Origin of the sequence: Janthinobacterium sp. ROICE36 (assembly GCF_002869965.1) — a bacterium.
In the GTDB taxonomy this organism is placed as follows: Bacteria; Pseudomonadota; Gammaproteobacteria; order Burkholderiales; family Burkholderiaceae_D; genus Janthinobacterium.
In genome coordinates this window covers 1-22,900 of the sequence record NZ_PEBS01000021.1, presented here as the reverse complement: position 1 = coordinate 22,900, position 22,900 = coordinate 1, and the positions used below count along the sequence as shown (strand labels likewise).

The 22,900-nt window shown below is 62.3% G+C and carries 18 protein-coding genes and 1 tRNA gene; 8 read left to right on the top strand and 11 right to left on the bottom strand.

Going from position 1 to position 22,900, the window contains the following annotated elements; genetic code table 11:
* Positions 1-408: 408 nt before the first annotated feature.
* Both CSZ94_RS28625 and CSZ94_RS28620 read right to left on the bottom strand, forming a co-directional pair.
* On the bottom strand, positions 409-564 hold the full coding sequence (locus CSZ94_RS28625) for a hypothetical protein (RefSeq protein ID WP_258000924.1): 156 nt from the start codon (positions 562-564) through the stop codon (positions 409-411).
* Positions 565-621: 57 nt separating this feature from the next.
* On the bottom strand, positions 622-972 hold the full coding sequence (locus CSZ94_RS28620) for an alpha/beta hydrolase family protein (protein WP_258000923.1): 351 nt from the start codon (positions 970-972) through the stop codon (positions 622-624).
* A gap of 36 nt (positions 973-1,008) precedes the next feature.
* Between CSZ94_RS28620 and CSZ94_RS11040 the strand changes: the two genes are divergently transcribed.
* Positions 1,009-1,836: a hypothetical protein gene (locus tag CSZ94_RS11040; protein WP_102121548.1), complete on the top strand. Its 828-nt coding sequence runs from the start codon at positions 1,009-1,011 to the stop codon at positions 1,834-1,836.
* A 21-nt stretch (positions 1,837-1,857) separates the two neighbouring features.
* Here the strand turns inward: CSZ94_RS11040 and CSZ94_RS11035 are convergent.
* The 5 genes from CSZ94_RS11035 to CSZ94_RS11015 all read right to left on the bottom strand — a co-directional run bounded on the left by CSZ94_RS11035 (position 1,858) and on the right by CSZ94_RS11015 (position 8,549).
* Positions 1,858-1,934, bottom strand: a tRNA-Pro gene (locus CSZ94_RS11035).
* A gap of 102 nt (positions 1,935-2,036) precedes the next feature.
* Positions 2,037-2,651, bottom strand: coding sequence for a TetR/AcrR family transcriptional regulator (locus CSZ94_RS11030; RefSeq protein WP_102121547.1), 615 nt, complete (start codon positions 2,649-2,651; stop codon positions 2,037-2,039).
* 62 nt (positions 2,652-2,713) lie between these two features.
* Positions 2,714-4,159, bottom strand: coding sequence for an AdeC/AdeK/OprM family multidrug efflux complex outer membrane factor (adeC, locus tag CSZ94_RS11025; RefSeq protein ID WP_102121546.1), 1,446 nt, complete (start codon positions 4,157-4,159; stop codon positions 2,714-2,716).
* 1 nt (position 4,160) lies between these two features.
* Positions 4,161-7,325 carry an efflux RND transporter permease subunit gene (locus CSZ94_RS11020; protein ID WP_102121545.1) on the bottom strand — a complete coding sequence of 1,055 codons (3,165 nt, stop codon included), beginning with the start codon at positions 7,323-7,325 and terminating at the stop codon, positions 4,161-4,163.
* A 15-nt stretch (positions 7,326-7,340) separates the two neighbouring features.
* Positions 7,341-8,549 (bottom strand): efflux RND transporter periplasmic adaptor subunit, encoded by a 1,209-nt coding sequence (locus CSZ94_RS11015; protein WP_102121544.1) that lies wholly within the window; start codon positions 8,547-8,549, stop codon positions 7,341-7,343.
* A 456-nt stretch (positions 8,550-9,005) separates the two neighbouring features.
* On the opposite strand from CSZ94_RS11015, the gene CSZ94_RS11010 reads away from it, so the two are divergent.
* Both CSZ94_RS11010 and CSZ94_RS11005 read left to right on the top strand, forming a co-directional pair.
* Positions 9,006-10,472 (top strand): ATPase domain-containing protein, encoded by a 1,467-nt coding sequence (locus CSZ94_RS11010; protein WP_102121543.1) that lies wholly within the window; start codon positions 9,006-9,008, stop codon positions 10,470-10,472.
* An 8-nt stretch (positions 10,473-10,480) separates the two neighbouring features.
* Positions 10,481-12,022, top strand: coding sequence for a hybrid sensor histidine kinase/response regulator (locus CSZ94_RS11005; protein ID WP_102121542.1), 1,542 nt, complete (start codon positions 10,481-10,483; stop codon positions 12,020-12,022).
* Positions 12,023-12,025: 3 nt separating this feature from the next.
* On the opposite strand, the gene CSZ94_RS11000 is transcribed toward CSZ94_RS11005, so the two are convergent.
* The gene (locus CSZ94_RS11000) at positions 12,026-13,912 is read right to left on the bottom strand and encodes an MFS transporter (protein ID WP_102121541.1); all 1,887 of its coding nucleotides are present in this window, start codon (positions 13,910-13,912) and stop codon (positions 12,026-12,028) included.
* A 242-nt stretch (positions 13,913-14,154) separates the two neighbouring features.
* Between CSZ94_RS11000 and CSZ94_RS10995 the strand changes: the two genes are divergently transcribed.
* A complete protein-coding gene (locus tag CSZ94_RS10995) occupies positions 14,155-17,340 on the top strand; it encodes a DUF2339 domain-containing protein (RefSeq protein ID WP_102121540.1) in 3,186 nt (1,061 codons plus the stop codon).
* Positions 17,337-18,776, top strand: coding sequence for a DUF3999 family protein (locus CSZ94_RS10990; RefSeq protein WP_102121539.1), 1,440 nt, complete (start codon positions 17,337-17,339; stop codon positions 18,774-18,776). Before CSZ94_RS10995 ends, CSZ94_RS10990 begins: the two co-directional genes overlap by 4 nt.
* A 104-nt stretch (positions 18,777-18,880) precedes the next feature.
* Here the strand turns inward: CSZ94_RS10990 and CSZ94_RS10985 are convergent, their stop codons facing one another.
* Positions 18,881-19,624, bottom strand: coding sequence for a helix-turn-helix domain-containing protein (locus tag CSZ94_RS10985; protein WP_258000922.1), 744 nt, complete (start codon positions 19,622-19,624; stop codon positions 18,881-18,883).
* Positions 19,625-19,784: 160 nt separating this feature from the next.
* On the opposite strand from CSZ94_RS10985, the gene CSZ94_RS10980 reads away from it, so the two are divergent.
* The 3 genes from CSZ94_RS10980 to CSZ94_RS10970 are packed head-to-tail and all read left to right on the top strand — an operon-like array spanning position 19,785 to position 21,436.
* Positions 19,785-20,207, top strand: a complete 423-nt coding sequence (locus CSZ94_RS10980) for a hypothetical protein (RefSeq protein WP_102121538.1) — start codon at positions 19,785-19,787, stop codon at positions 20,205-20,207.
* 28 nt (positions 20,208-20,235) lie between these two features.
* Entirely contained in the window at positions 20,236-20,646 is a 411-nt protein-coding gene (locus CSZ94_RS10975) for a hypothetical protein (RefSeq protein ID WP_102121537.1), read from the top strand.
* Positions 20,647-20,650: 4 nt separating this feature from the next.
* Positions 20,651-21,436: a DUF2145 domain-containing protein gene (locus CSZ94_RS10970; RefSeq protein WP_102121536.1), complete on the top strand. Its 786-nt coding sequence runs from the start codon at positions 20,651-20,653 to the stop codon at positions 21,434-21,436.
* Between the two features lie 17 nt (positions 21,437-21,453).
* On the opposite strand, the gene CSZ94_RS10965 is transcribed toward CSZ94_RS10970, so the two are convergent.
* Positions 21,454-22,050, bottom strand: coding sequence for a 4'-phosphopantetheinyl transferase family protein (locus CSZ94_RS10965; RefSeq protein WP_102121535.1), 597 nt, complete (start codon positions 22,048-22,050; stop codon positions 21,454-21,456).
* Positions 22,051-22,198: 148 nt separating this feature from the next.
* Positions 22,199-22,756, bottom strand: coding sequence for a hypothetical protein (locus CSZ94_RS10960; protein WP_146009784.1), 558 nt, complete (start codon positions 22,754-22,756; stop codon positions 22,199-22,201).
* Positions 22,757-22,900: the final 144 nt, after the last annotated feature.

Here is a 22,900-nt window from a genome sequence, read left to right as displayed (position 1 = left end):
AAAAACAAGGCAACAATAAAAAATTATTAAATGCGCAGATATTTACGGAAAATCAATTGCAATAACAAAATGTCTTTATTCAACAACAATCTCAAGAGAGGAAGGCCCCTTTAACCACTGTATTGACCAATTCGCCATGCGCCATGCTCGCGCCACAACTTGCCGATCACAGGTGCAGCAGGGGATAGCTGCTCTTTTTCCGCCCAGGACTGGTGGCACCGCAACCGAAAAGCGGCATTGCATGGCGCGACTTCGGCAAGCGCATGCCTGCCGCTTTACCTGCCGTGACCACATCAAACAGGCATAGCGCCTCCCCGGCAATCAGTGGTATGCACGCCACGCGGGAGGCTGTCACCTTGCAAGCCACCTGCACAATTTATTGCCAGCCGGCAGCACTGCCCGCCAGATTTATTGCAGCGCCTGTGTCAAACCCGGCGCAAACTCGGCGCCATGCTTGACCTGCGCGGTGGACGTCTTCCGAGTGGCGCCGATCGGCTCGGTGCGGCCAGCCAGGCCTTGCCCCAGAAAATTTTCCGTCACCGCATTGAAGGCGATGTTGTTCACGGGCCGGGCAAAGCCATGGCCCTCATCGGGGAAGAGTACATACGTGACGGGAATATTCTACGCCGCCATGGCCGCCACGATCTGGTCCGATTCAGCCACGTTCACGCGCGGATCGTTCGCCCCCTGACCAATCAGCAAGGGCCGCTGGATATGCTGCGCAAAGTTCAGCGGCGAGCGCTCCTTCAGCAGCGCCCTGCCTTCTTCCGTGCTCGGGTCGCCCATGCGCTTGTAGAACTGCTGCTTGCCCGCTTTCCAGCACGGTGAAATGGTTTGCAGCAGGGTAAACAGCTTCGACGGGCCGACGATGTCGACGCCGCGGGCGAACGTGGCGGGCGTGAACGCCATGCCGGCCAGGGTGCCTACCGTCGTTACCTGGGCGTGATCGCGGACGAGTTCGAAGAATTCCATGCATCCCAGGTAACAACCAAGGACTGCGCAGGCTTCATGCGCGACAACTTCAAAAGCACGCCGAACACAGCGAAGAGGTATGCGGCGCTGATGAGCAGGCTGTTCAAGTTCATCATTGGCGCACTAGGCCTGCGCCAGGATAAGCGCGTCGACCAACTCGACATGTCCAGCTACAAGACCGGCCGCCGCGAGGTGCGGGCCACACATGCTCAGGTGCAAGCGATCCGCGAGGCGGGAATGATGAGCAAGGAGCGCAAGGGTACGGGCCTTGGCATCCCGACGGCCAGCGGCCCAATGTTCGCCTGCATCATCGACATGTCCTACCTACTATGGGCACGCGGGATCGATATCCGCATGCTGAAGGAATCGCAGATCGAGGATGGCAGGATCCGCATCAAGCCGAGCAAGACGCAGAAGACCAGCGGCAAGGCAGTCGATATCGTCGTCACCCCCGAGATTGCCGAGATGATCGCGCGAGCCAGGGGGCTGAAGATCAAGTATGGACTGATCAGCCAGTACGTGTTTCCGACGCAAAAAGGAGGCGCCTATACCCGCTCCGGGTTGAGTTCAAGGTGGGATCGGGCCAAGGAGCGCATCGGCATGAAGGATGATGTGGTGTTCCGGGATAGACGGGCGCTAGTGCCACCGATGCGGCGCGCCGTGGTGAGGACCGTGGTGACATTCAAAAGCGCCTGGTACACACGTCTGGAAAGACCACCGACGTCTATATCAAGGAGGTTATCCCCGACGCATCCGAGATTCCGATGGCACTGCCATGGCTCGAATAGCTCACGTAAACGGAAAAACCCAGCACCGATATTATACAAACGTATAATATCGGTGCTGGGTTTTTATACAGCTTAAGCCGTAACTCCTTGAATCCTATGGTCGGGACGGGAAGATTCGAACTTCCGACCCCATGCACCCCATGCATGTACGCTACCAGGCTGCGCTACGCCCCGACGAGGTGGGAATTATAGCAGAGGCTTTTAGGTTTTTGCCATGCTTTGCGCATGATTCATAGCGAACTGCGCAAAGTTTTTTCAGCCTGAGGGCAAAGCGTTCTACTCGCCCAGCAGCAATGCCGTCAGGACGATGCGGAAACCGGCGATCAAGGGTTCCACCTTGACATCGGGATTATGCACCAGACGCACGGGCAAGCCCTGGTACATGGCGATCATGGTATTCAGCCGGCCCTCCAGCATTTCCTCGTCGGCCGGCAAGCCGCGCTTGATGCGCGCTTCCTTGATGATCATCAGGAATAGCTCGCGCGAGCGCTGGTCCGAACAATGCAACAGGTCGGCGATGGCGGGATTACGCGATGCCTCGGCAAAGATCTCCAGAGGCATCAGCCAGGTTGTCGGGTCCAGGCTTTCCAGCACATGCTCGCCCGCATTGTCGATCACGGCCTGCAGCGGGTCTTCGCGCTGTGCCAAGTCCTGCATCAGGTTCGACACCCGCTCCGTATTCTGCATGACGAAGGCGGCGATGATCGTATCCTTGCTGTCAAAATAATTATAGATGTGGCCCGCGCTCATGCCGGCCGCTTTCGATATCTCGGCCATGCTGGCGCCGTGGAAACCGCGGCGGCTGAAACAGCTTTCGGCCGCATCGAGCACCTGCTTGCGCCGCGTGTTGGCGCGCTCGGGATCCGGATGCTTCTTTTCAACTTGGTTCATGATTTTCCAGTAGCGCGCCGGCCCTGCCCTTGCGGACAAGGACGGCGTCGGCGTCCCCGTGATTATTGGACGCCGCCAGCCGCCGCAACGGCTGTCTGCTCAGGCTGCCAACCGCCGCCCAGCACCTTGTACAAGGTCACCAGATTGGTCGATTTGGCCAGGCGTGCCGTGATCAGGCTTTGCTGCGCCGTGTACAGCGCGCGCTGGGCCACCAGGGCGTTCAGGTAGGACTCGGCACCCTGCTTGTAGCGCGCCTCGTGGATGGTGTAGCTCTTCGTCGACGCCTCGACCAGCGAGACCTGCGATTGCAGGCGCTCGTCAATGGTGCCGCGCTGGGCCAGTGCATCGGACACTTCACGGAAGGCGACCTGGATCGCCTTTTCGTATTGCGCCACCGAGATTTCACGCTGCACCTTGGCAATATCGAGGTTGGCGCGGTTCACGCCACCATCGAAGATCGGCAAGCTGATCTGCGGAATGAAGCTCCACGTGCCGCTGCCCGCCTTGAACAGGCCCGACAGGTTGTCGCTGAGCGAACCTGCCGTGGCCGTCAGCGAAATGCGCGGGAAGAAGGCTGCGCGCGCCGCGCCGATGTTGGCGTTGGCAGCGCGCAAGGTGCGCTCGGCCGCCAGCACGTCGGGACGGCGTTGCAGCACGTCCGACGGCACGCCAGCCGGAATGTCCGTCAGCGCCGTCACGGCGCCGAACTCGGCTGGCGGCAGCAAGTCGGCCGGCACGGGGCCGCCCACCAGCAAGACGAGCGCGTTTTGATCCAGCGCAACCTGGCTGGTGAACACGGCCACGTCGGAACGGGCCGACTCGACACTGGTCTGGGCATCGTACTTGTCCAGGCCCGAAGTGGCGCCGGCGTTGAAGCGGCGCACGGCCAGGTCATACGACGACTGCTGGCTCTTCAGCGTATCTTGCGCCACGCGCAGGCGCTGCTGGTCGGCCACCAGATTCAGATAGGTGCTGGCCACTTCGCCCACCAGGCTGATCTGCTGCGCACGGCGTGCTTCTTCCGTGCCCAGATATTGCTCCAGCGCGCTGTCGGACAGGCTGCGCACGCGGCCAAAGAAGTCCAGTTCGTACGCCGACACGCCCAGGTTCGCCGTGTACTGGCGGTTGATGGACGCTTCGCCGTTGGCGCTGGCGTTCTTCGGCACGCGGCTGGCCGACTGGCCGCCCGAGGCCGACAGGGTCGGGATCAGCGCGGCGCGTTCGATGCCATACGTGGCGCGCGCCTTCTCGATGTTGAGGATCGAGACGCGCAGGTCGCGGTTGTTGGCCAGCGCCAGTTCCAATACCTGGCGCAGGCGCGCATCGGCAAAGAACTCGCGCCAGGCGACGTCCGCCACCGGCTTGGCGTCGGCGGCCGTGTCGGCCTTGTAGGAAGGGCCCGTCGGCCACGCCGTGGGCGCCGGCGCTGCCGGACGCTCATACGTGGGAGCCAGGCTGCAACCGGCCAGCAAGGCCAGTGCCGCCATGGAGAGTAGCGTTTTTTTCATATTAATGCGCATCCTTAGAAAGCGTGACGGCTGGCGAGCCAGGCGTCGCCGGCGTGGTTGGCGCGTCCGGCTTCGAGAAGAAGCCGCGCACCAGCACGAAGAACACCGGCACGAAGAAGATACCGAGGAACGTGGCCGTCAACATACCGCCCAGCACGCCGATACCGATGGCGTTCTGGCTGCCGGAACCGGCGCCGCTGGAGATGGCCAGTGGCAACACACCGAGGCCGAAGGCAATCGAGGTCATCAGAATCGGACGCAGACGCAAACGCACCGCATGCAAGGTCGCGTCCAGCAGCGACATGCCCGATTCCTGCATTTCCTTGGCAAATTCCACGATCAGAATCGCGTTCTTCGCCGACAGGCCCACCACCGTGAGCAAGCCCACCTGGAAGTACACGTCATTCGACAGGCCGAACATCCACGTACCGAGCACGGCGCCGATCACGCCCAGCGGTACCACCAGCAGCACGGAAAACGGAATCGACCAGCTTTCATACAGCGCTGCCAGGCACAGGAACACGATCAGCAAGGACAGCGCGTACAGCTGCGGCGTCTGCGAACCGGATTCGCGCTCTTCCAGCGAGACGCCGGTCCAGCTGAAGCCGATGCCAGGCGGCAGTTTGGCGACCATCTCTTCCATCGCGTTCATGGCCGCGCCCGTGCTCTGGCCCGGTGCCGGCGTACCCAGGATCTCTACGGACGGCAAGCCGTTGTAGCGTTCCAGGCGTGGCGATGCGTAAATCCACTTGCCGGTGGCAAAGGCCGAGAACGGCACCATCTGGCCAGCCGTATTGCGCACGAACCACTTGTTCAAGTCTTCCGGCAGCATGCGCGATTCGGCATTGCCTTGCATGAACACTTTCTTCACACGACCGCGGTCGAGGAAGTCGTTCACATACGAACTACCCCAGCCCACGCTCAGCACGCGGTTGATTTCCGAGATCTGCAAGCCCAGCGCTGTCGCTTTCTGCTGGTCGATGTCGATCTTGTACTGCGGCGTATCTTCCTGGCCGTTCGGACGCACGCCGACCATGGCCGGATTCTGCGAAGCCATGCCCAGCAACTGGTTACGCGCCGCCATCAGGGCGTCATGGCCGACACCGCCGATATCCTGCAGCTGCATGTCGAAACCGGTGGCGTTACCCAGTTCCAGCACGGCAGGCGGTGCAAACGTAAACACCATCGCATCCTTGATCTGCAACAACTTGCCCATGGCGCGACCGGCCACGGCCGGCGCTTTTTGCGCCACATCCTTGCGCAGCGACCAGTCTTTCAGGCGAACGAAGGCGATACCCGTGTTCTGGCCGTTACCGCCGAAGCTGAAACCGGCGACGGCAAACACGGAAGCGACGTTGTCTTTCTCGCTGTTCATGAAGTGGTCTTCGACCTGTTCGATCACTTTCAGGGTGCGCTCTTGCGTGGCGCCCGTCGGCAATTGAATCTGCGTAAACAGGATGCCCTGATCTTCTTCCGGCAGGAAGGAGGTCGGCAGGCGCATGAAGACGACTACCAGGCCGGCCAGCAAGATGACATACAGCAACATCGAACGGCCGCGGTGGCGGATCATGCTGCCAACCAGGCCCTGGTATCTGTTGCTGCTGCTGTCGAAGCTGCGGTTGAACCAGCCAAAGAAACCCTTGTTGCTGGCGTGATGGCCCTTCTCGACCGGCTTGAGCAAGGTGGCGCACAAGGCTGGCGTAAACACCAGCGCGACGATGACGGAGAGCACCATCGACGAGACGATCGTGATCGAAAACTGGCGGTAAATCACGCCCGTCGAACCGCCAAAGAAGGCCATCGGCACGAACACGGCCGACAGCACCATGGCGATACCGACCAGCGCGCCCGTGATCTGCGTCATGGACTTGCGCGTCGCTTCCAGCGGCGACAAGCCCTCTTCGCTCATCACGCGCTCAACGTTTTCCACCACCACGATGGCATCATCGACCAGCAAACCAATCGCCAGTACCATGGCGAACATGGTCAAGGTGTTGATCGAATAGCCAAACGCGTTCAGGATGCCGAAAGTACCGAGCAGCACGACCGGCACGGCCATGGTCGGGATCAGGGTGGCCCGGAAGTTCTGCAGGAACAGATACATCACCAGGAATACCAGGATGACCGCTTCGACCAGGGTCTTGACCACTTCTTCGATAGACAGTTTCACGAACGGGGTGGTGTCGAACGCTACCTGGTAGCTCATGCCTTCAGGGAATTGCTTGCTCAGCTTGCCCAGCATGGCTTTCGCCGCATTGGCCGTATCGAGTGCATTCGCGCCCGTCGCCAGCTTGATCGCCACGCCGGTAGCCGCATGACCGTTGTAGCGGGCCACGGTGTTGTAGTTCTCGCGGCCCAGTTCCATGCTGGCCACGTCCTTCAGGTACACCATGGCACCGTTGGTCGAGGTTTTCAGCAAGATGGCGCCGAACTGCTCCGCCGTTTGCAAGCGGCTTTGCGCCGACACGGTGGCGTTCAGCTGCTGGCCCTTGACGGACGGCGTGCCGCCCAGCTCACCGGCCGACACTTCCGCATTCTGCGCCTGCACGGCCGTGATCACGTCCGCCGGGGTCAGGCTGAAGCTTTGCAGCTTGGCAGGGTCGAGCCAGATACGCATGGCGTACTGCGAACCGAACAGTGTCACGTCGCCCACGCCGGCAACACGGCTGAGCGGATCGACGACGTTGGCGGCCACATAGTCGCTCAAGTCGGTCTGGTCCATCTTGCCGTTTTCGGAAATGAAGCCGAACACCATCAGGAAGTTCTTCGTGGCTTTCGACACGACCAGGCCTTGCTGCGTGACAGCCGTCGGCAGCAGTGGCGTGGCCAGCTGCAGCTTGTTCTGTACTTGCACCTGGGCGATGTCGGGATTGGTGCCGCTGCTAAACGTCAGCGTGATGCTGATGCCGCCAGTCGCATCGCTCGACGACGCCATGTAGCGCAAGCCGTCGATACCCTTCATCTTTTGTTCGATGACCTGGGTCACCGCATCTTCCACGGTCTTGGCGGAAGCGCCAGGGTAGGAGCCGCTGATCGAAATCGACGGCGGAGCGATGCTCGGGTACTGCGCGATCGGCAGGCTGAGGATCGAAATCACGCCGGCAAGCATGATGACGATCGCGATCACCCATGCAAAAATCGGGCGATCAATGAAAAAACGGGCCATTAATATTCTCCTGAATTAGTGGGCGCTGGCAGCCGACGCGGCGGCAGAAGCGGCAGCGGCAGGCGCAGCAGCAGCCTTGGCCGGCACGGCAACGGCTGGCGCGCCTGGCTTGATTTTTTGCAAGCCTTCCACGATCACGCGGTCGCCTGCGGCCAGGCCGGACGTCACCAGCCAGTCAGTGCCGACGGCCCCGCTGGTGGTCAGCACGCGTTGCTCGACCTTGTTTTCCTTGTTCAGGATCAAGGCGGTCGCCTGGCCTTTCTGGTTGCGCGTCACGCCCACTTGCGGCACGGTGATGGCTTTTTCATCCACGCCCGTTTCCAGCTGCGCACGCACGTACATGCCTGGCAGCAATTCGCCTTTCGGGTTCGGGAACAGCGCGCGCAAGATCACGTTGCCGGTGGTCGGATCGACCGTCACGCCGGCAAACTGCAGCTTGCCCGGTTCGCTGTACTTGCTGCCGTCCGGCAGGATCAGGTCGACCTTGGCCTGGCCTTCGCCCACTTTCTTCAGCGAGCCGTCAGCCATCTGGCGTTTCAGGCGCAGCAGGTCGGTGCTCGACTGGGTCACGTCGACATACATCGGATCGAGTTGCTGCACGGTCGTCAGCGCTTCGGCCTGGCCCGCCGTGACCAGCGCGCCGGCCGTCACGGAAGAGCGGCTGGTGCGGCCGCTGATCGGTGCCGTCACGGTACTGTATTTCAAGTTAATGTTGGCCGATTCCAGTGTCGCAGTAGCGGACTCAACGTCTGCCTTGGCTTGCTCGAACGCAGCGATAGCATCATCGTATTCCTGGCGGCTCACGCCTTCGATGGCAACCAGTTCCTTGTAGCGGGAGGCTTTCGGGCCGGCCGTCAGCAGGTTGGCCTTGGCTTTCGACAACGCAGCCTTGGCTGAATTATAGGCCGCCTGGTAGGTGGCCGAATCGATCTGGTACAGGGCCGTGCCCGCTTTCACCTCGCTACCTTCGACAAACAGGCGCTTCTGGATCAAGCCACCGACTTGCGGGCGCACATCGGCGACCTGATAGGCATTCGTGCGGCCGGGCAATTCGGCGCTCATCGGCAACGCGGCCGGATTAACAGTAAACACGACCACCTGTGGCGCTTGCTGCGCGTGAGGTGCTTCCTGTTTTTTACTGCAGCCGGCCATGATTACAGTGGCGCACAGAACGGCAATAGCGCCGCTCGTACGCGGCGACGTCAAGGAAAAGGTTGGTTGCATCTTGGACTTTCTGAAAAAGAAGCTGGCTAGTGTCGTTAGAAATGACTAAATTTATTAACGCAGATCAAAGAATGAACGATCATTCTAAAATCGTCAAGCATCGTTACAATTGAAACATAGCAACTATCAAGCGAATTTAATTATCAATGAGGCAATAAAATGAGGACAGCAACTGCGGTGGCACACCAGCAAAGTTGACCAGGAACCTGGCGGGCGGTGGCAAAAACGACACAGCGGAAAAGGTGGATTGCGTGAATACTTTAGCAGGGTCAAGATTTCTTTGCTGAACTGACCGACAAGGACGCAACACTGGCCCTGACGGCAGGCGTGGTCAAATAATTATTTACCAATGGTATCGAAAAGACATGCATCGGCAGACGCGCTAATATACACATCACAGTGTGGCAAAGCGGGGGCGCGATGACGACAGCACAGGCGCAAGGAATGGCGCAACGAATGGCGCAACACGAGGACGCAAACGGCCTGGACGCGCCGCCACTGCTGTCGACAGGCGTCCCCGGCCTCGACACCGTACTGACGGGCGGCTTGCTGGCCGAGCGCCTGTACCTGGTCGAAGGCATGCCAGGCACAGGCAAGACCACCCTGGCGCTGCAATTTCTGGCTGAAGGCGCGCGCAGCGGCGCGTCCGTGCTGTATATCGCCCTGGCCGAATCCGAGATCGAGCTGCGCGGCGCCGCGCTGTCGCATGGCTGGGACCTGGCCGGCATCGCCATCGAAGAAGTGGCGCCCAGCGAGGACATGCTCGACCCGGAGCGCCAGTACACCATCTTCCATCCGTCCGAAATCGAGCTGGCCTCGACCAACCAACGCATCCTGGCCGCCATCGACAAGCACCATCCGGCCCGCCTGGTGCTCGATTCGCTGTCCGAACTGCAGTTGCTGGCGGAAAATCCCCTGCGCTACCGGCGCCAGGTAGTGGCGTTGAAGCAATTCCTGGCCAGCCGGCACTGCACCACCCTCTTGATCGATGACCGTTCCACGCTCGACGACGGCTTGCAAGTGCGTAGCGTGGCCCATTGCGTGATCTCGCTGGAACTGCAAAACCAGGCGTATGGCAATGACCGGCGCCGCGTGCGGGTGGTGAAATACCGGGGCGTGCCGTTTCGCAGCGGCACGCACGACTGCAAGATCGCCCGTGACGGCCTGGTCGTCTATCCGCGCCTGGTGGCAGCCGACACGCGGCGCGATGGCGACCATCGGCGCCTGTCGAGCGGTGTGCCCGAACTCGACGCCATGACGGGCGGCGGCCTGGAAGAAGGCTCGAGCACCCTCATTTCCGGCCCCGCCGGCAGCGGCAAGTCCACCCTGGCGGCGCAATTCGTGCACGCGGCAACAAAGCGCGGCGAAGCGTGCGCCATGTTCCTGTTCGAGGAAGCACGCAGCAAGCTGCTGAACCGGGCCGACAACGTGGGCATGCGCCTGCAGGCCGCGCTCGACACAGGCCTGTTGAGCGCGCAGCAGATCGATCCGGCCGAGCTGACACCGGGCGAATTCGCCCAGGCCGTGGTCGACGCGGCGGAACGGGGCGCCCGCGTGATTGTCATCGATAGCCTGAACGGCTACATGCATGCGGTGCCCGATGAACGCTTCCAGAGCACCCACCTGCATGAACTGCTCAATTACCTGGGCCAGCGCGGCGTGGTCACCCTGCTGGTCGGCGTGCAGCAACACATGCTGGGCACCTGCATGAGCACTTCGGCCGACGCCAGCTACCTGGCCGACAGCGTCATCATGTTGCGCTATGACGAAACGGAAGGCGAGGTGAGGCAAGCTATTTCCATCGTCAAGAAACGCGGCAGCGCGCACGAACGCAGCAGCCGCCGCTTCGAAATCAGCCCGCAGGGCATCCGCATCGGCCCGGCCCTGGCCGGTTTTCACGGCATCCTGTCGGGCTTGCCCTAGAAATTGCCATGGAGCAGCGCATCCTGATCTACGCGCCTGGCGGCCAGGACGCCGCCCTGGCCGCCAAGGTGCTCGCCAGAGATGCCATCGCCAGCCATGCCTGCCGCTCCGCCGACGAGCTGGCCGAGCAGTTGGCGCTGGGCGCCGGCGGCGTGCTGACGGTGGACGAGGCCTTGCATGCAGGCGTCTACTCCGCGCTCGAAGCCTACGCCTGTCAGCAGCCAGACTGGTCCGACTTGCCCCTCATTCTGCTGACGCACGCGGGGTGCGATTCCCTGCCCTTGCGGCAAGCCATTGCCACCCTGGGCAATCTGACCCTGCTGGAACGCCCCGTGCACATATTGACCCTGATCACGTCGGCGCACGCCATGCTGCACGCGCGCCAGCGCCAGTACCAGATGCGCGAGACGCAGCGGCGCAAGGACGAGTTCATTGCCAGCCTCGGGCATGAGCTACGCAATCCGCTGGCGCCCATCAAGTCGTCCGTGGCCCTGCTCAAACACCTGTTCCCGACATCCGAGCAGGTCGGCAAGGTGAGCGACGTGATCGAGCGCCAGGTGACGCACCTGACGCGGCTGGTGGATGACTTGCTCGACGTGGCGCGCATCAGCAACGGCAAGGTGTTGCTGATGCGCGCGGAGTTTGAATTACAACAAGTGCTCGACCATGTGACAGAGTTGTGCCAGCCTGCGGCCAGCAAGCGGCACATCAGCATCGCCCTCGATCTGCCATCGCATGCCGTAACCTTGCACGCCGACTACGCCAGGGTGGTGCAAATCTTTGCCAATATCGTCTCGAATGCCGTGAAGTTCACGCCAGACGGCGGCCACATCGACATTACGGCACGCCAGGCGCAGGGCCAGTTGCAGGTGGCGGTCGAAGACAATGGCATCGGCATCGAGCCGGAAGCCATCGCGCGCATCTTTTCCATGTTCGAACAGGGACGCACGGTGACGGGCCAGATGACCAGCGGCCTGGGTATCGGCCTCAGCCTGGCGCGCCAATTTGCCGAAATGCACGGTGGCAGCATCGACGCCTACAGCGACGGCCCCGGCCGTGGTAGCCGCTTCATCGTCACGCTGCCGGCCAGCGCCAGCGACATGCCGGCCTCCACGCCGGGCGCCGCCGGGAGCGAGTCGCCCGCCAGCGCGCACCAGCCGGTGCAAGTGCTGGTGGTGGACGACAATCGCGACGCGGCCGATTCCTTGCAAAGGCTGTTCCAGCTGGACGGCTATGCCGCCAGCGTCGCATATGGCGGCAAACAGGCGCTGGCGGCCGTTGATATGGCATGGCCACAACTGGTCGTGATGGACCTGGGCATGCCGGACATGGATGGTTATGAAGCGGCACGCCAGATACGCCAGCGTGCGCAGGGACGCGAGGTGCTGATGATCGCCCTGACGGGCTGGGGTCAGGGCGAGGCGCGCTCACGCACGGAGCAAGCCGGTTTTGCGCATCACCTGACGAAACCGGTGGATTTCGACGCCATCGGCGCCCTGCTCCGCGCACACCTGGCGCAGCGGACGGGAGCCGCTACGCGAGCGCAATGACGTTCATTTCCACTTGCCGCGCAATTCCTGCACCTTTTGCTGCAGCAATTCCGGCGTGGCGGCCTCGGGCGCCACGGGCATGCCCACGGCCAGCGACAAACGCGAGCGCAAGCCCGCCTTGAAGGCGCGCTCGAACAAATGGCCATTGCGGTGGCTCAACAGATGGCCCCACAAGCCGCGCAGGGCCAGCGGAATCACGGGCACCTTGCTGCGCTCGACGATTTTGGCGATGCCGCCCTTGAATTCGCCGAGCTGGCCCGTGCGCGTCAGCTTGCCTTCAGGGAAGATGCACACGAGTTCGCCCTGGTGCAGCGCTTGCGCGATATCGATGAAGGCCTTTTCCATCAGGAAAGGATCTTCCTTGGCCGGCGCGATGGGAATCGCCTTGGCCGTGCGGAAAATCCAGCCCATCAGCGGCATCTTGAAGATGCGGTGATCCATGACGAAACGGATGGGACGAGGGCTGGCCGCCATGATGACGATGGCGTCCACATAGCTGACGTGGTTGCACACCAGCACCGCCGCGCCTTCCGTGGGGATGCGTTCGCCATCGACGACTTTCACGCGGTGCACGGTCTGGATGAGTATCCAGGCCAGGAAGCGCATGAGAAATTCCGGCACCAGCGAGAAGATATAGGCCGCTACCAGCGCATTCAAAATGGCCGTGACAAGGAACAGCTGGGGTATGCTAAAGCCTTGGCCCAGCAGCACGATGGCTACGCCGGCTGCCGCCACCATGAACAGGGCATTCAAAATATTCATGCCGGCGATCGTGCGCGAAATGTGTTTCGGGTCGCAGCGCGTCTGGATCAGGGCAAACAGGGGCACAATGAAGAAGCCGCCGAACACGCCGATCATGACGATGTCGAGCAAGATGCGCGGCACGCCCGCCTGGCTGACGAAAGCCAGCGCGTCGACCATTTGCGTATTCGCATAGGCATTGCTGGCGAAATACAGGTCGATGCCGAACAGCGACAAGCCGATGGAGCCGAACGGCACCAGGCCGATCTCGATCTTGTGGCCGGACAGGCGCTCGCACAGCAGCGAACCGGTGCCGATGCCGACGGAGAACACGGTCAGCAACAGCACGAATACGCTGTGGTCGCCATGCAGAAAATCCTTCGAATACACGGGGAACTGTGCCAGGATCAGGGCGCCGTAAAACCAGAACCAGGAATTGCCCAGCATGGCCAGGAAGACGGGACGGTTCTTGCGCGAGAAATTCAGGTTGCGGAACGATTCGGCGACAAAGTTCAGGCTCACCTTCAGCTCCGGCTCGGGCGCCGGCGTGCGCGGCACGCGGTAGCTGGCGAGCAGCCCGAAAATGGCCACGACAATCGTCGCGCCGGCCACCAGTTCCACGCCCAGCGGCTTGTGCACGATCAGGACGGCGCCCAGGATTTCGCCCAATAAAATGCCGACAAAGGTGCCCATCTCGATCAGGCCATTACCGCCGACCAATTCTTCAGGCTTCAGTTGCTGCGGCAAATACGCATACTTGACGGGACCGAACAGGGTCGAATGCACGCCCATGCCCACCACGGCTGCTACCAGCAGCCACAAAGTATGCGTCATCCAGCCGGTGGCGGCCACGGCCATGATGGCCAGTTCCATCCATTTGACGAAGCGCGCCAGGCCCGCTTTTTCGAATTTGTCGGCCAGCTGGCCCGCCGTCGCCGAAAACACCACGTAGGGCAAAATGAACAGGCCGGGGATCAGATTGGTGATGGTGGACGGGTCCAGCGTGGTCCAGCTTAGCGCGTCATAGGCGAGAATCACCATCAGGGCCGTCTTGAACAGATTGTCGTTGAAGGCGCCAAAGAACTGGGTCCAGAAGAAGGGCCCGAAACGGCGCTGCGACAATAAGGAAAACTGGCTGCTTTGACTCATGGCATGGGGAACTGGCAATTAAGGAATTGCTAAAATACAGCACTATCTCGCGCACGACAATCTGAATGTCATCATCTTGCTCGGCATCAATAGAAAAGCCCGCTGCGGCCCCATGCTTGTCTTGCAGCCGAACAAGGCCCGGCACTTGCCCTGGCACGACAAAAATCGCCTGTTTCTTGATAATAAGGTAATGTGCGCATACCGTGGGCACCTTCGCCCCGCTCTTCCAGGAAAGCTGCCCCATGTTTGGATTGATCACGCTGTTCATCCTTGGCTTGCTGATTACCGGCTTCGTGCTGGTGCTGCAGTACCGCAGAAAAGTGGCCGATCTGGAGTTGCTGACGGCCCGCCTGCGCAAGGAAGTCGATAGCATACACAAGCGCCTGCAAACGCTGGAAGGCCAGGACAAAGCGCCGGCTATCGCGCCCCCCGTGGAGCGTGCTGCGCCTGCGCCTGTGCCGGTGCCTGCTCCTATTTCCGCGCCTGCACCGGTGCCGAAAGCAGCCATGATGGCGCCGGTCGAACTGGCAAAAGTCGCGCCAGCCGCTCCAGTCCACACATTCGCACCCGCGCCATCGGCACCACCTCCCCCAACCAAGCCCGCACCTGCCGCCCCCAACACCCCATCCTGGATCGCGCACCCGGACGGCCTCGTTGCCAAGGCGAAGAACTGGCTATTTACCGGCAACCTGGTCGCCAAGCTGGGCTTGCTGATCCTGTTCCTCGGCGTCAGCTTCCTGCTCAAGTACGTGTCGGCGCAGGTCACGCTGCCCATCGAGCTGCGCCTGGCCGGCATCGTGCTGGCCGATATTGCCCTGCTGGCCTGGGCCTGGCGCATCCGACTCAGCCGTCCCGGCATCAGCTTGCCGCTGCAGGGCACGGCGCTGGCGATATTGATGCTGGTGACGTTCGGCGCCTTTCGCCTGTATGAACTGATCCCGGCGGGCCTGGCGTTTGCCGTGCTGTTCGTACTGACGGCGTTCACCTGCCTGCTGGCCGTGCTGCAAAACGCCGTCTGGCTGGCCGTCTTCGGCATCGTCGGCGGCTTTGCCGTGCCCTTGCTTGTGTCGACGGGCAGCGGCAGCCATATCGGCCTGTTCAGCTATTACGCACTGCTCAACGCGGGCGTCTTTGCCATCGCCTTGAAACGCGCCTGGCGCGTCCTGAATGTGCTGAGCTTTGGCTTTACCTTTGTCGTCGCCACCACCTGGGGCGTGCTGCGCTACACGCCCGAGCACTACCTGTCGACGCAGCTGTTTTTGATCCTGTTCGTGCTGTTCTATATCGGCATTGCGATCGCCTACTGCGCGCGCCAGGCGCCGCGCCTGAAACACTATGTGGATGGCACGCTCGTCTTCGGCACGCCGCTGGCGGCCATGGGCTTGCAATACGGTCTGGCCCAGCACTTTCACTTCGGCCTGGCGTTTTCTGCGCTGATTGCCGGCTTGGGCTACACGGGTCTGGCCGTGGAGCTGTGGCGCCGCGCAGGTTTCACACTGCTGGCGGAAGCCTTCCTGGCGCTGGGCATCGTCTTCGGCACGCTGGCCATTCCGTTCGCCCTCGACGGCCGCTGGACGTCCGCCGCCTGGGCGCTGGAAGGCGCGGGCATCGTCTGGGTCGGCTTGCGCCAGCGCCAGACCCTGGCCTGGGCCTTCGGCCTGCTGGTGCAGGCGGCCGCCTGGATTTCCTTCCTCGTTGCCATGCAGAAACTCGATACGGCAGCGGCCCTGCACGCCAACATCTGGCTCGGCTGCGCGTTGCTGGCCGCTGCCGCGCTGGTGATGGCCTTCAATTTCCGCCGCCACGGCGGCCACATGTATCCGGAATTCATGAGCAGCCTGTCCGTGCTGTTCCTGACCGCCGCCACGGCCTGGCTGCTGGGCGGCATCTGGAGCGAAATCCTGCTGCGCACAGATGCCACCGCGCAGCTGAACCTGCTGACCGTCAGCGCCCTGGGCGTGACCGCCCTGCTGGCGGCGCTGGCGCGACGCGAACAATGGCATGCGCCGCGCGCCCTGCTGCTGGCCGTGCAAGTCCTCGCAGGACTGGTGTTACTGAGCCGCGCCAGCTGGGTCTGGGACCAGCACCCGGCCAGCCTGTTCGACGGTTCATTCCTCAGCGCCCTGTTGCTGGGCGCCGCCGCCTTTGCCAGCGCCCGCCTCCTTGCGCTGCGCACGCGCGGCGGCGACGAGCTGCTGGCCCTGGTCGCGCGGCCCCTGCTGCTCTGGAGCGGCCTGCTGTGGTTTGCCGCCATCCTCGTGCCGCTTGTCAGCTGGCTGCTGCGCCTGATCGACGGCGACCTGTCCCTGAAGTCGCACGCGGGCGAACACTGGCTGGCGCTGTACCTGATTGCCGTGTGCGTCACGACACCCGTGTTCGCCCTCCTGGCGCGGCGCCTCGATTGGCCGCAACTGCGCTGGTTCAGCATGGCCGCCTGGCTCGGCCTGGGCTTGTGGAGCGCCAACCTGCTGCTGGCGCTGTACCTGCGCGACTACCTGCCGACCGGCTTGAGCTGGCTGGCCCTGACCTGTGCCCTGGTAGCCGGCGAATACTTGCTGCGAACCTGGCCGCAAGCGGGCTGGCAACTCGACGTGCGGGCGCTGCGTTCCTTGCATACGCTGCGCACGGCCGCTCCATGGCTGATGCTGTGGCCCGTGGGCGCCATGCACGTCAACGCCTGGCTGGCTGGCCATGAAGGCAGCGTCAGCCCCGCCTGGGCCCGCTACTTGCCGGCCTGGAGCATGATGCTGGCGCTGGCCTGGCTGATCCATCGGTGCCGCGCAGGCGCCTGGCCGGTGGCGCCGATTGCCGCGTGGTACCAGCGTACCCTGATACCACTGGGGGCGCTATGGTCGCTGCTGCTGATTGCTGCATGGAATATTGTCGATGATGGCGCCATGGCGCCCCTGCCCTATTTACCATTGCTCAATCCGCTGGACTTGAGCACCGGCTTTGCCATCCTGCTGGCCATTGCCAGCTACCGTTTGCTGCCGGCGAAACAAGTGCCGTTGCCCGCCCTGTGGCAAGCGCGCTTGCCGGCCGTGGCCGCCTGCTGCGTGTATGTCTGGTTCAACCTGATGCTGCTGCGCACGGTAACGAATTACCTGGGCGTGCCCTACCGTTTCGACGCCATGCTGGCCTCGCAATTCGTGCAAGCCATGCTGTCGCTGGTATGGAGCATCACGGCCCTGCTGCTGATGCGCCACGCGGCCCGCCAGCAGCGGCGCCAGCAATGGAGCATGGGTGCCGTGCTACTGGGCCTGGTCGTGCTGAAACTGTTCCTGATCGACCTGTCGAACGTGGGCGGCATCGAGCGTATTGTGTCCTTCGTGGGCGTGGGCTTGCTGATGGTCTTGATCGGCTACCTGGCGCCTTTCCCAAAGGCTGCTGCGCCCGCGCCGGCCGAAGCTCAGCAAGGAGTCGCATGAAATCCCCATTCCTCCTCGGCACATGCCTGATCGCTGGCGGCGCGCTGGCCACCACCCCGGCGCCACTCGACCGGCCGCAGGACTATGGCTGGAGCATGCCAGTGCGGGTGCCGGCCGGCGCAGGCCTTGTCCAGTTCTCCCTGCCCCGGGAAGTCTACCTGCACGCCAGGTCGCCCAGCCTGGCCGACGTGCGGCTGTTCGATGGCGACGGCAAGCGCCTGGCCTATGCCATAGTCGCGCCGCCCGTGCAATCGGCCACGCAGCAGACAAACATTCCAGCGCGCATTTTTCCCGTGACGGGCACGCCAGGCATTGGCTTGCAAGGCATCGATATCCGCACGGCGGACGATGGCCGTCTGCTCTCGGTCAGCACGCGCGCCAGCACGGCAGCGAGCACGGCAGCGCTGCAGGCGCTGATCCTCGACCTGGGCAAGCAGAAGGAAGGCCGGCGCATCGCCGCCCTGCGCTTCACGCCACCAGCCAGCACGGACAATTACAGTGCGCAAGTGCTACTGGAAATGAGCGATGACCTGAAACAATGGGATGCCATTGGCACCACCACCCTGAATTGGCTCAGCAACAGCGACACGCAAACCCTCGCCAACGACAGCATCGCCTTCGCGCCACGTGCCTTCCGCTATGCGCGCCTGAGCTGGCAAGCGGGCGAAGCTTTGGCATTTTCTGCGATCACGGCGCAAGCCGTCAGCGAAACGGAAGTCACCCCGCCGCGCGCCGCCATCGTGCTGCAAGGCTTGCCCGGCAAGCAAGACGATGAATGGCGCTATGCCACGCCCATCGCCATTCCCGCCGACAGCATCGCCCTGCAATTTACACAAAGCAATGTGGTTATGCCCGTGACCCTTGGAGTGTATCGCCAGAACAGCTATATTCCCCGGCACCGGCTGCACCTGCGCCAGCAAGCGCGTCCCGCACAGGGCGCGTATTTTGATCCCTTGCTGAGCACCACGTTTTACCGCATCGGCATCGATGGCAAGGAAAGGATCTCGGGTGAACTGGCCATGCCCGTGACGCAGACGGCACAATGGGTGATGCAGACGTCGCCAGAGCAAGCGCTCTCCGCCGGCAATGCCCCCACTTTACGCCTGGGCTGGACACCCGCCACCGTCGTCTTGCTGGCCAGCGGCAAACCGCCCTATCGGCTGGCATTCGGCAGGAGCGATGCGGCGTCCGTGGTCCAGCCGCTGTCGCAGGTGGCACCCGGCTTCAAGGCAGACGAATTACTGGCGCTCAAGACGGTCAGCACCGGCCCGCTGCAGGCCAACGGGGGCGCAGCCCCCGCGCCCACCATCGCCAGCGATGGCGCACCATGGCGCCTGGCCGCGCTGTGGGCGGCACTGCTGCTGGGCGTGGCCGTGCTAGGCTTTTTTGCCTGGCGCTTGCTGGCGCAGATGAAACAGGAGAAAACGGACCAGTAGCAAACACGCGACGGCACGCAGTGCGACTAATGGGCAGCAACGGACCTCGCTGTGGGCCTTCTTGCAGGCCATGCTGGCTTGCCACCATGCTTAGGCTGGTTGGCTTATTGCCGCAGCAGCGCCTTGAACGTCTGCGGCATCCAGGGCCGGGCCGCCAGCATGAAGCTGATGGCCAGGCGCTCTTCGCCAGGCAGGCGCGCGTCTTCCTGGTGCTGCTGCGAAAACTCCACCGCCACTTGCTTGAGCCTGTCCAGCAAGGCTGCCGTGGATTTTTTCGACAACATCACGTTCACCAGGCGCAGCAACTCTGTCTCGCCATCGAATTGCGAATTCAGGTAATCGCCATACGCTTCCTTTTTGAAATAGGTATGTATCGGGCCATTCGGTATCCACGCAAACGTGCGTGCCACCAGCAATTTGACCCGGTTGTTCGGCAGTAGTTCCAGGAAACCGATTTTGTCGAGGCGCAGCAGGTATTTGACGGCTTGCGCCTCGCTGATGTCGTAGATGGCAACGATCTGTTCCAGCGGCAACAGGTTCAGGGCGGAGACGGCCACCACGAACAGCCGGGTGTCGTCGATGATTTCCTTTTCCTGTGCATACGTCAGCCCCGTGATCAGGGTCGGTGCGGCATGCGCCGCCTGCACGGCCATCGCCAGTTGCTGGAAATCGCTGCCCACGGCCACCAGTATCTGGTCCAGCCGCTGCAGGGTGAATTGTTTCTGCGAAAACATCCGCTTGACGCTGGCTTCGGACACGCCGATGCGCTGGGCCAGTTCGGCATACGTGACGGCGCGCGCTTTCAACAGGCGCTTCAAGGCTTCGATCAAGGCGTGGGTTTGCGGCATGCACTTCCTTTATAAAAATAGCATCGGTTCTGGCGGCAAAAAAGTAGCGCAATACGCTACCTGCAGTATGCCTTCCCGCTACGAGTAGCGTTTTCATTGACCAATTGCCCACAGTCTACAATGATGGCGATGCCACTTGGCACACTTGAAGGAGAAACACATGAAACGCCTGCTGCCCCTCTGCCTGTCCCTGTCGCTGTTGACGCTCTCCGTGGCCGCTCCCGGCCTGGTCCACGCTGCCGCGTCCGAGAATCTGTCGAATGGCTCGCAAAACCTCAGCCAGGGTTCCGCCGTCGTCGTCGCCGGCTCCATGTCGATGCTGGTTGCTTCCGGCCAGGTGCTCGTCGCCAGCGTGGAAACAGTGGGCGAAGGCATCGTCATCGTACTGAAAGGCGCTTCCGAGGCTGGCGGCGCGTCCATCCAGATGAGCGCGCAAGCGGCCAAAGGCCTGTCGCTGGCAGCCGGCACCGTGGTCAATGTGGTGGCGTTGTCCACCGGCCACATGCTGGTCATGTCCGGCAAGGCCATTGCCTTCATCCCGAACGAACTGGGCAAAGCGCTGCTGCACCACTCAAAAGTGTAATGCACCCATCAAGAAGAACAGGATCTCCATGAAACACGTACTCGTCATTACCCTGCTGTGCGCCGCCAGCCTGACGGCCCAGGCCGCCAACTCCGATACCACCAACGCGTCCGACAACGCCAGCATGGCGTCGGCCATCGTACTGGTCGGCTCCATGTCGGTGCTGGCCGCCGCCGGTGAAATCGTCATCGACAAGGTGGAAGACACGGCCGACGGCAGCATCCTTGTGCTCAAAAGCGTGGCCAAAGGCGCGTCCTCCGCCGCCACGGCCTCCGTCAAGCTGAGCCAGAAAGCCACGCAAGGCCTGTCGCTGGCAGCCGGCACAGCGGTCAACGTCGTCACCGTCTCGACGGGCCACATGCTGCTGCTGTCGGGCAAGGCCATCGCCTATGTGCCGAACGCGGCTGGCAATGCCATCCTCTACCATTCGAAAGCGTGAACCCATGAAACGCCTGACTGCCATTATCATCAGCCTGGCCCTGGCCGGTGCCGCCCATGCGGGGCGCTCATGCGAGGAAAAGCAAACGGATGCCACCACGCTCGTCAAATCGATGGACCTGGCGCAAAAGACCTTACAGGCGCTCGATGCCTCGGGCGCGCAAGTGGCGCTGGTGGCACGCGCCGGCCAGGACCTGTCGAAGTACAATTTGCGCTATTCGCACATGGCGCTGGCCTGGCGCGACCACCCGAAAGGGCGCTGGCTGGTGGTGCATGAACTCAATGAATGCGGCACGGCACAATCGTCGCTGTACAACGAAGGCTTGGGTAATTTCTTCATGGATGATGTGTTCATGTATGAAACCTTGATCCTGATTCCGGGCCAGGATACGCAGCAGCAACTGGTGCGCCTGCTGACGTCGAGCACGCCCAAGCGCCTGCATGAGGCGCATTACAATATGCTGGCCTACCCGTTTTCCACCAAGTACCAGAACTCGAACCAATGGGTACTGGAAACCCTGGCCGCCGCCAGCAACGAGCCTGGCAAGATCGAAACGCGCGCCGAAGCACAAAGCTGGCTGCGCAGCGCCAGCTACGCGCCGCAAACGCTCAGCATACCCGCCGCCACGCGCCTGGGCGCGCGCATGTTCCGTGCCAATATCGCTTTTGACGACCACCCGTTCGAGCGCCGCATGACGCGCCAGATCGACGTCGTCACCGTCGACTCCATCGTGCGCTTCGTGCGCCAACGCGAGCCGAAGGCGAAGGAAATCGTGGTGCGGGGAAATTAGTCTGGCGCCAGGCCGGACTATAGCCAGGCGGGCGCCTGCGCCAGCGGCGCAGCGCTGCACAACACGATGGACAACTCGGCATGCGCGATAGTCACACAAGCAGCGGCATCCATGCCCAACTTGTAGCGCGCCTCAGCCTCGCTCCAGCGCTGGTAAAACGCCACCCGACGCTCCTCTGGCGGCAACTTTTCCAGCTCGGCCACCACGGCCGCACCAAACGCCTGCTGCGCCAGCGCCAGCACGTCGCGCCGCACGTCGCACAACTCAATGTCGAGTCCCAGAGGCGTAGTATCGCTCAGCGCGCAGGCGACCCAGTGGCCGCTGTGCGAAATGCTGAAATAGGGACCGCCGGCGTGTGCCAACAGTCGCGGCGCCTGGCCTGGTCTCTCTTCCAGCGCGATGGACTCCGGCGCCATCTCCAGTATTTCCCCCATGGCCGCGCGCAACAAGGCGCGCCCCAGCAGGAACTGGCGCCGTCGCAACGGCCGCACAAAGCGCGCGTATCGGGCCGCTTCCGCCGCACCCAGCCAGGATTCATATTGATGAAGCTGCGCAACAGCGATGGTGCGGATATCGAGCAGGCAGATGCTGGCGCCGGACAGAGCTGGGGACATGGCAGCAGATGGATAGGCAAAGGCGCAGTCTGCCACAAATCGGCAGCACGAAGGCCGGTAAAAGAGCACGGCAAAAAAAAGTGGCAGCGCGGTCTCCCATCGCTGCCATTTTTAGCAACCTCGCTGACGCTTGCGCGCCGTGCCGGTCTTAGTTCGTCATGGGTGCCGCGACGGCTTTGTCATCGGCGCCAGTCGCGCCGCCTTCGGCACGCACGTAGTTGGCCTTGATGTACGCGCTGGTCAGGTTGGCAATGCGCGTCAACATCAGGTTGTCATGCACGCCAAACGTAAAACCGGCGGCCATGGCGTCGGCACGCTGGAAGAACTCCGGTGTCGCAACCAGCGCCCCCTTGTTATCACGGATCATGACGCGCATACGAACGCCCGAACTGCCAGCCAACGGGCCCAGGAATACGCGCTTGGCGCCGCTCTTGAACTGGATTTCTTCCACAATCGGCTCAATGATCAATACGCGGCCATTGGCCGGCGCCGCGTTCCAGGTCCTCAGCGATTCGGCCAGGCCCTTACGGATGTTTTCGTCGATTTTTGCCATGCCAGCCTGGTTGCCCTTGTAGCCCTCGGCAAATACCGTCGGCTTGACTTCGATACGGCCAAACGACGAAAACGCCTCGCTCGGTGCCGGATTCTGCGTGGACGATGCCTTGATTGGCGTGGCACAGCCCTGCAACATGGATACTGTCAGCAATGCGCCGGCCAGGGTGACAGGGCGATTGCATGAAGGGTAGGTGCTCGGAGTGACGATAGGGTGAAATATTGCTTGTAAACACGTTGAGAAAGGCGTTTACTCTCGGTATTTGGACGCGTAAATGGCAAACGAACCGATCTCTCT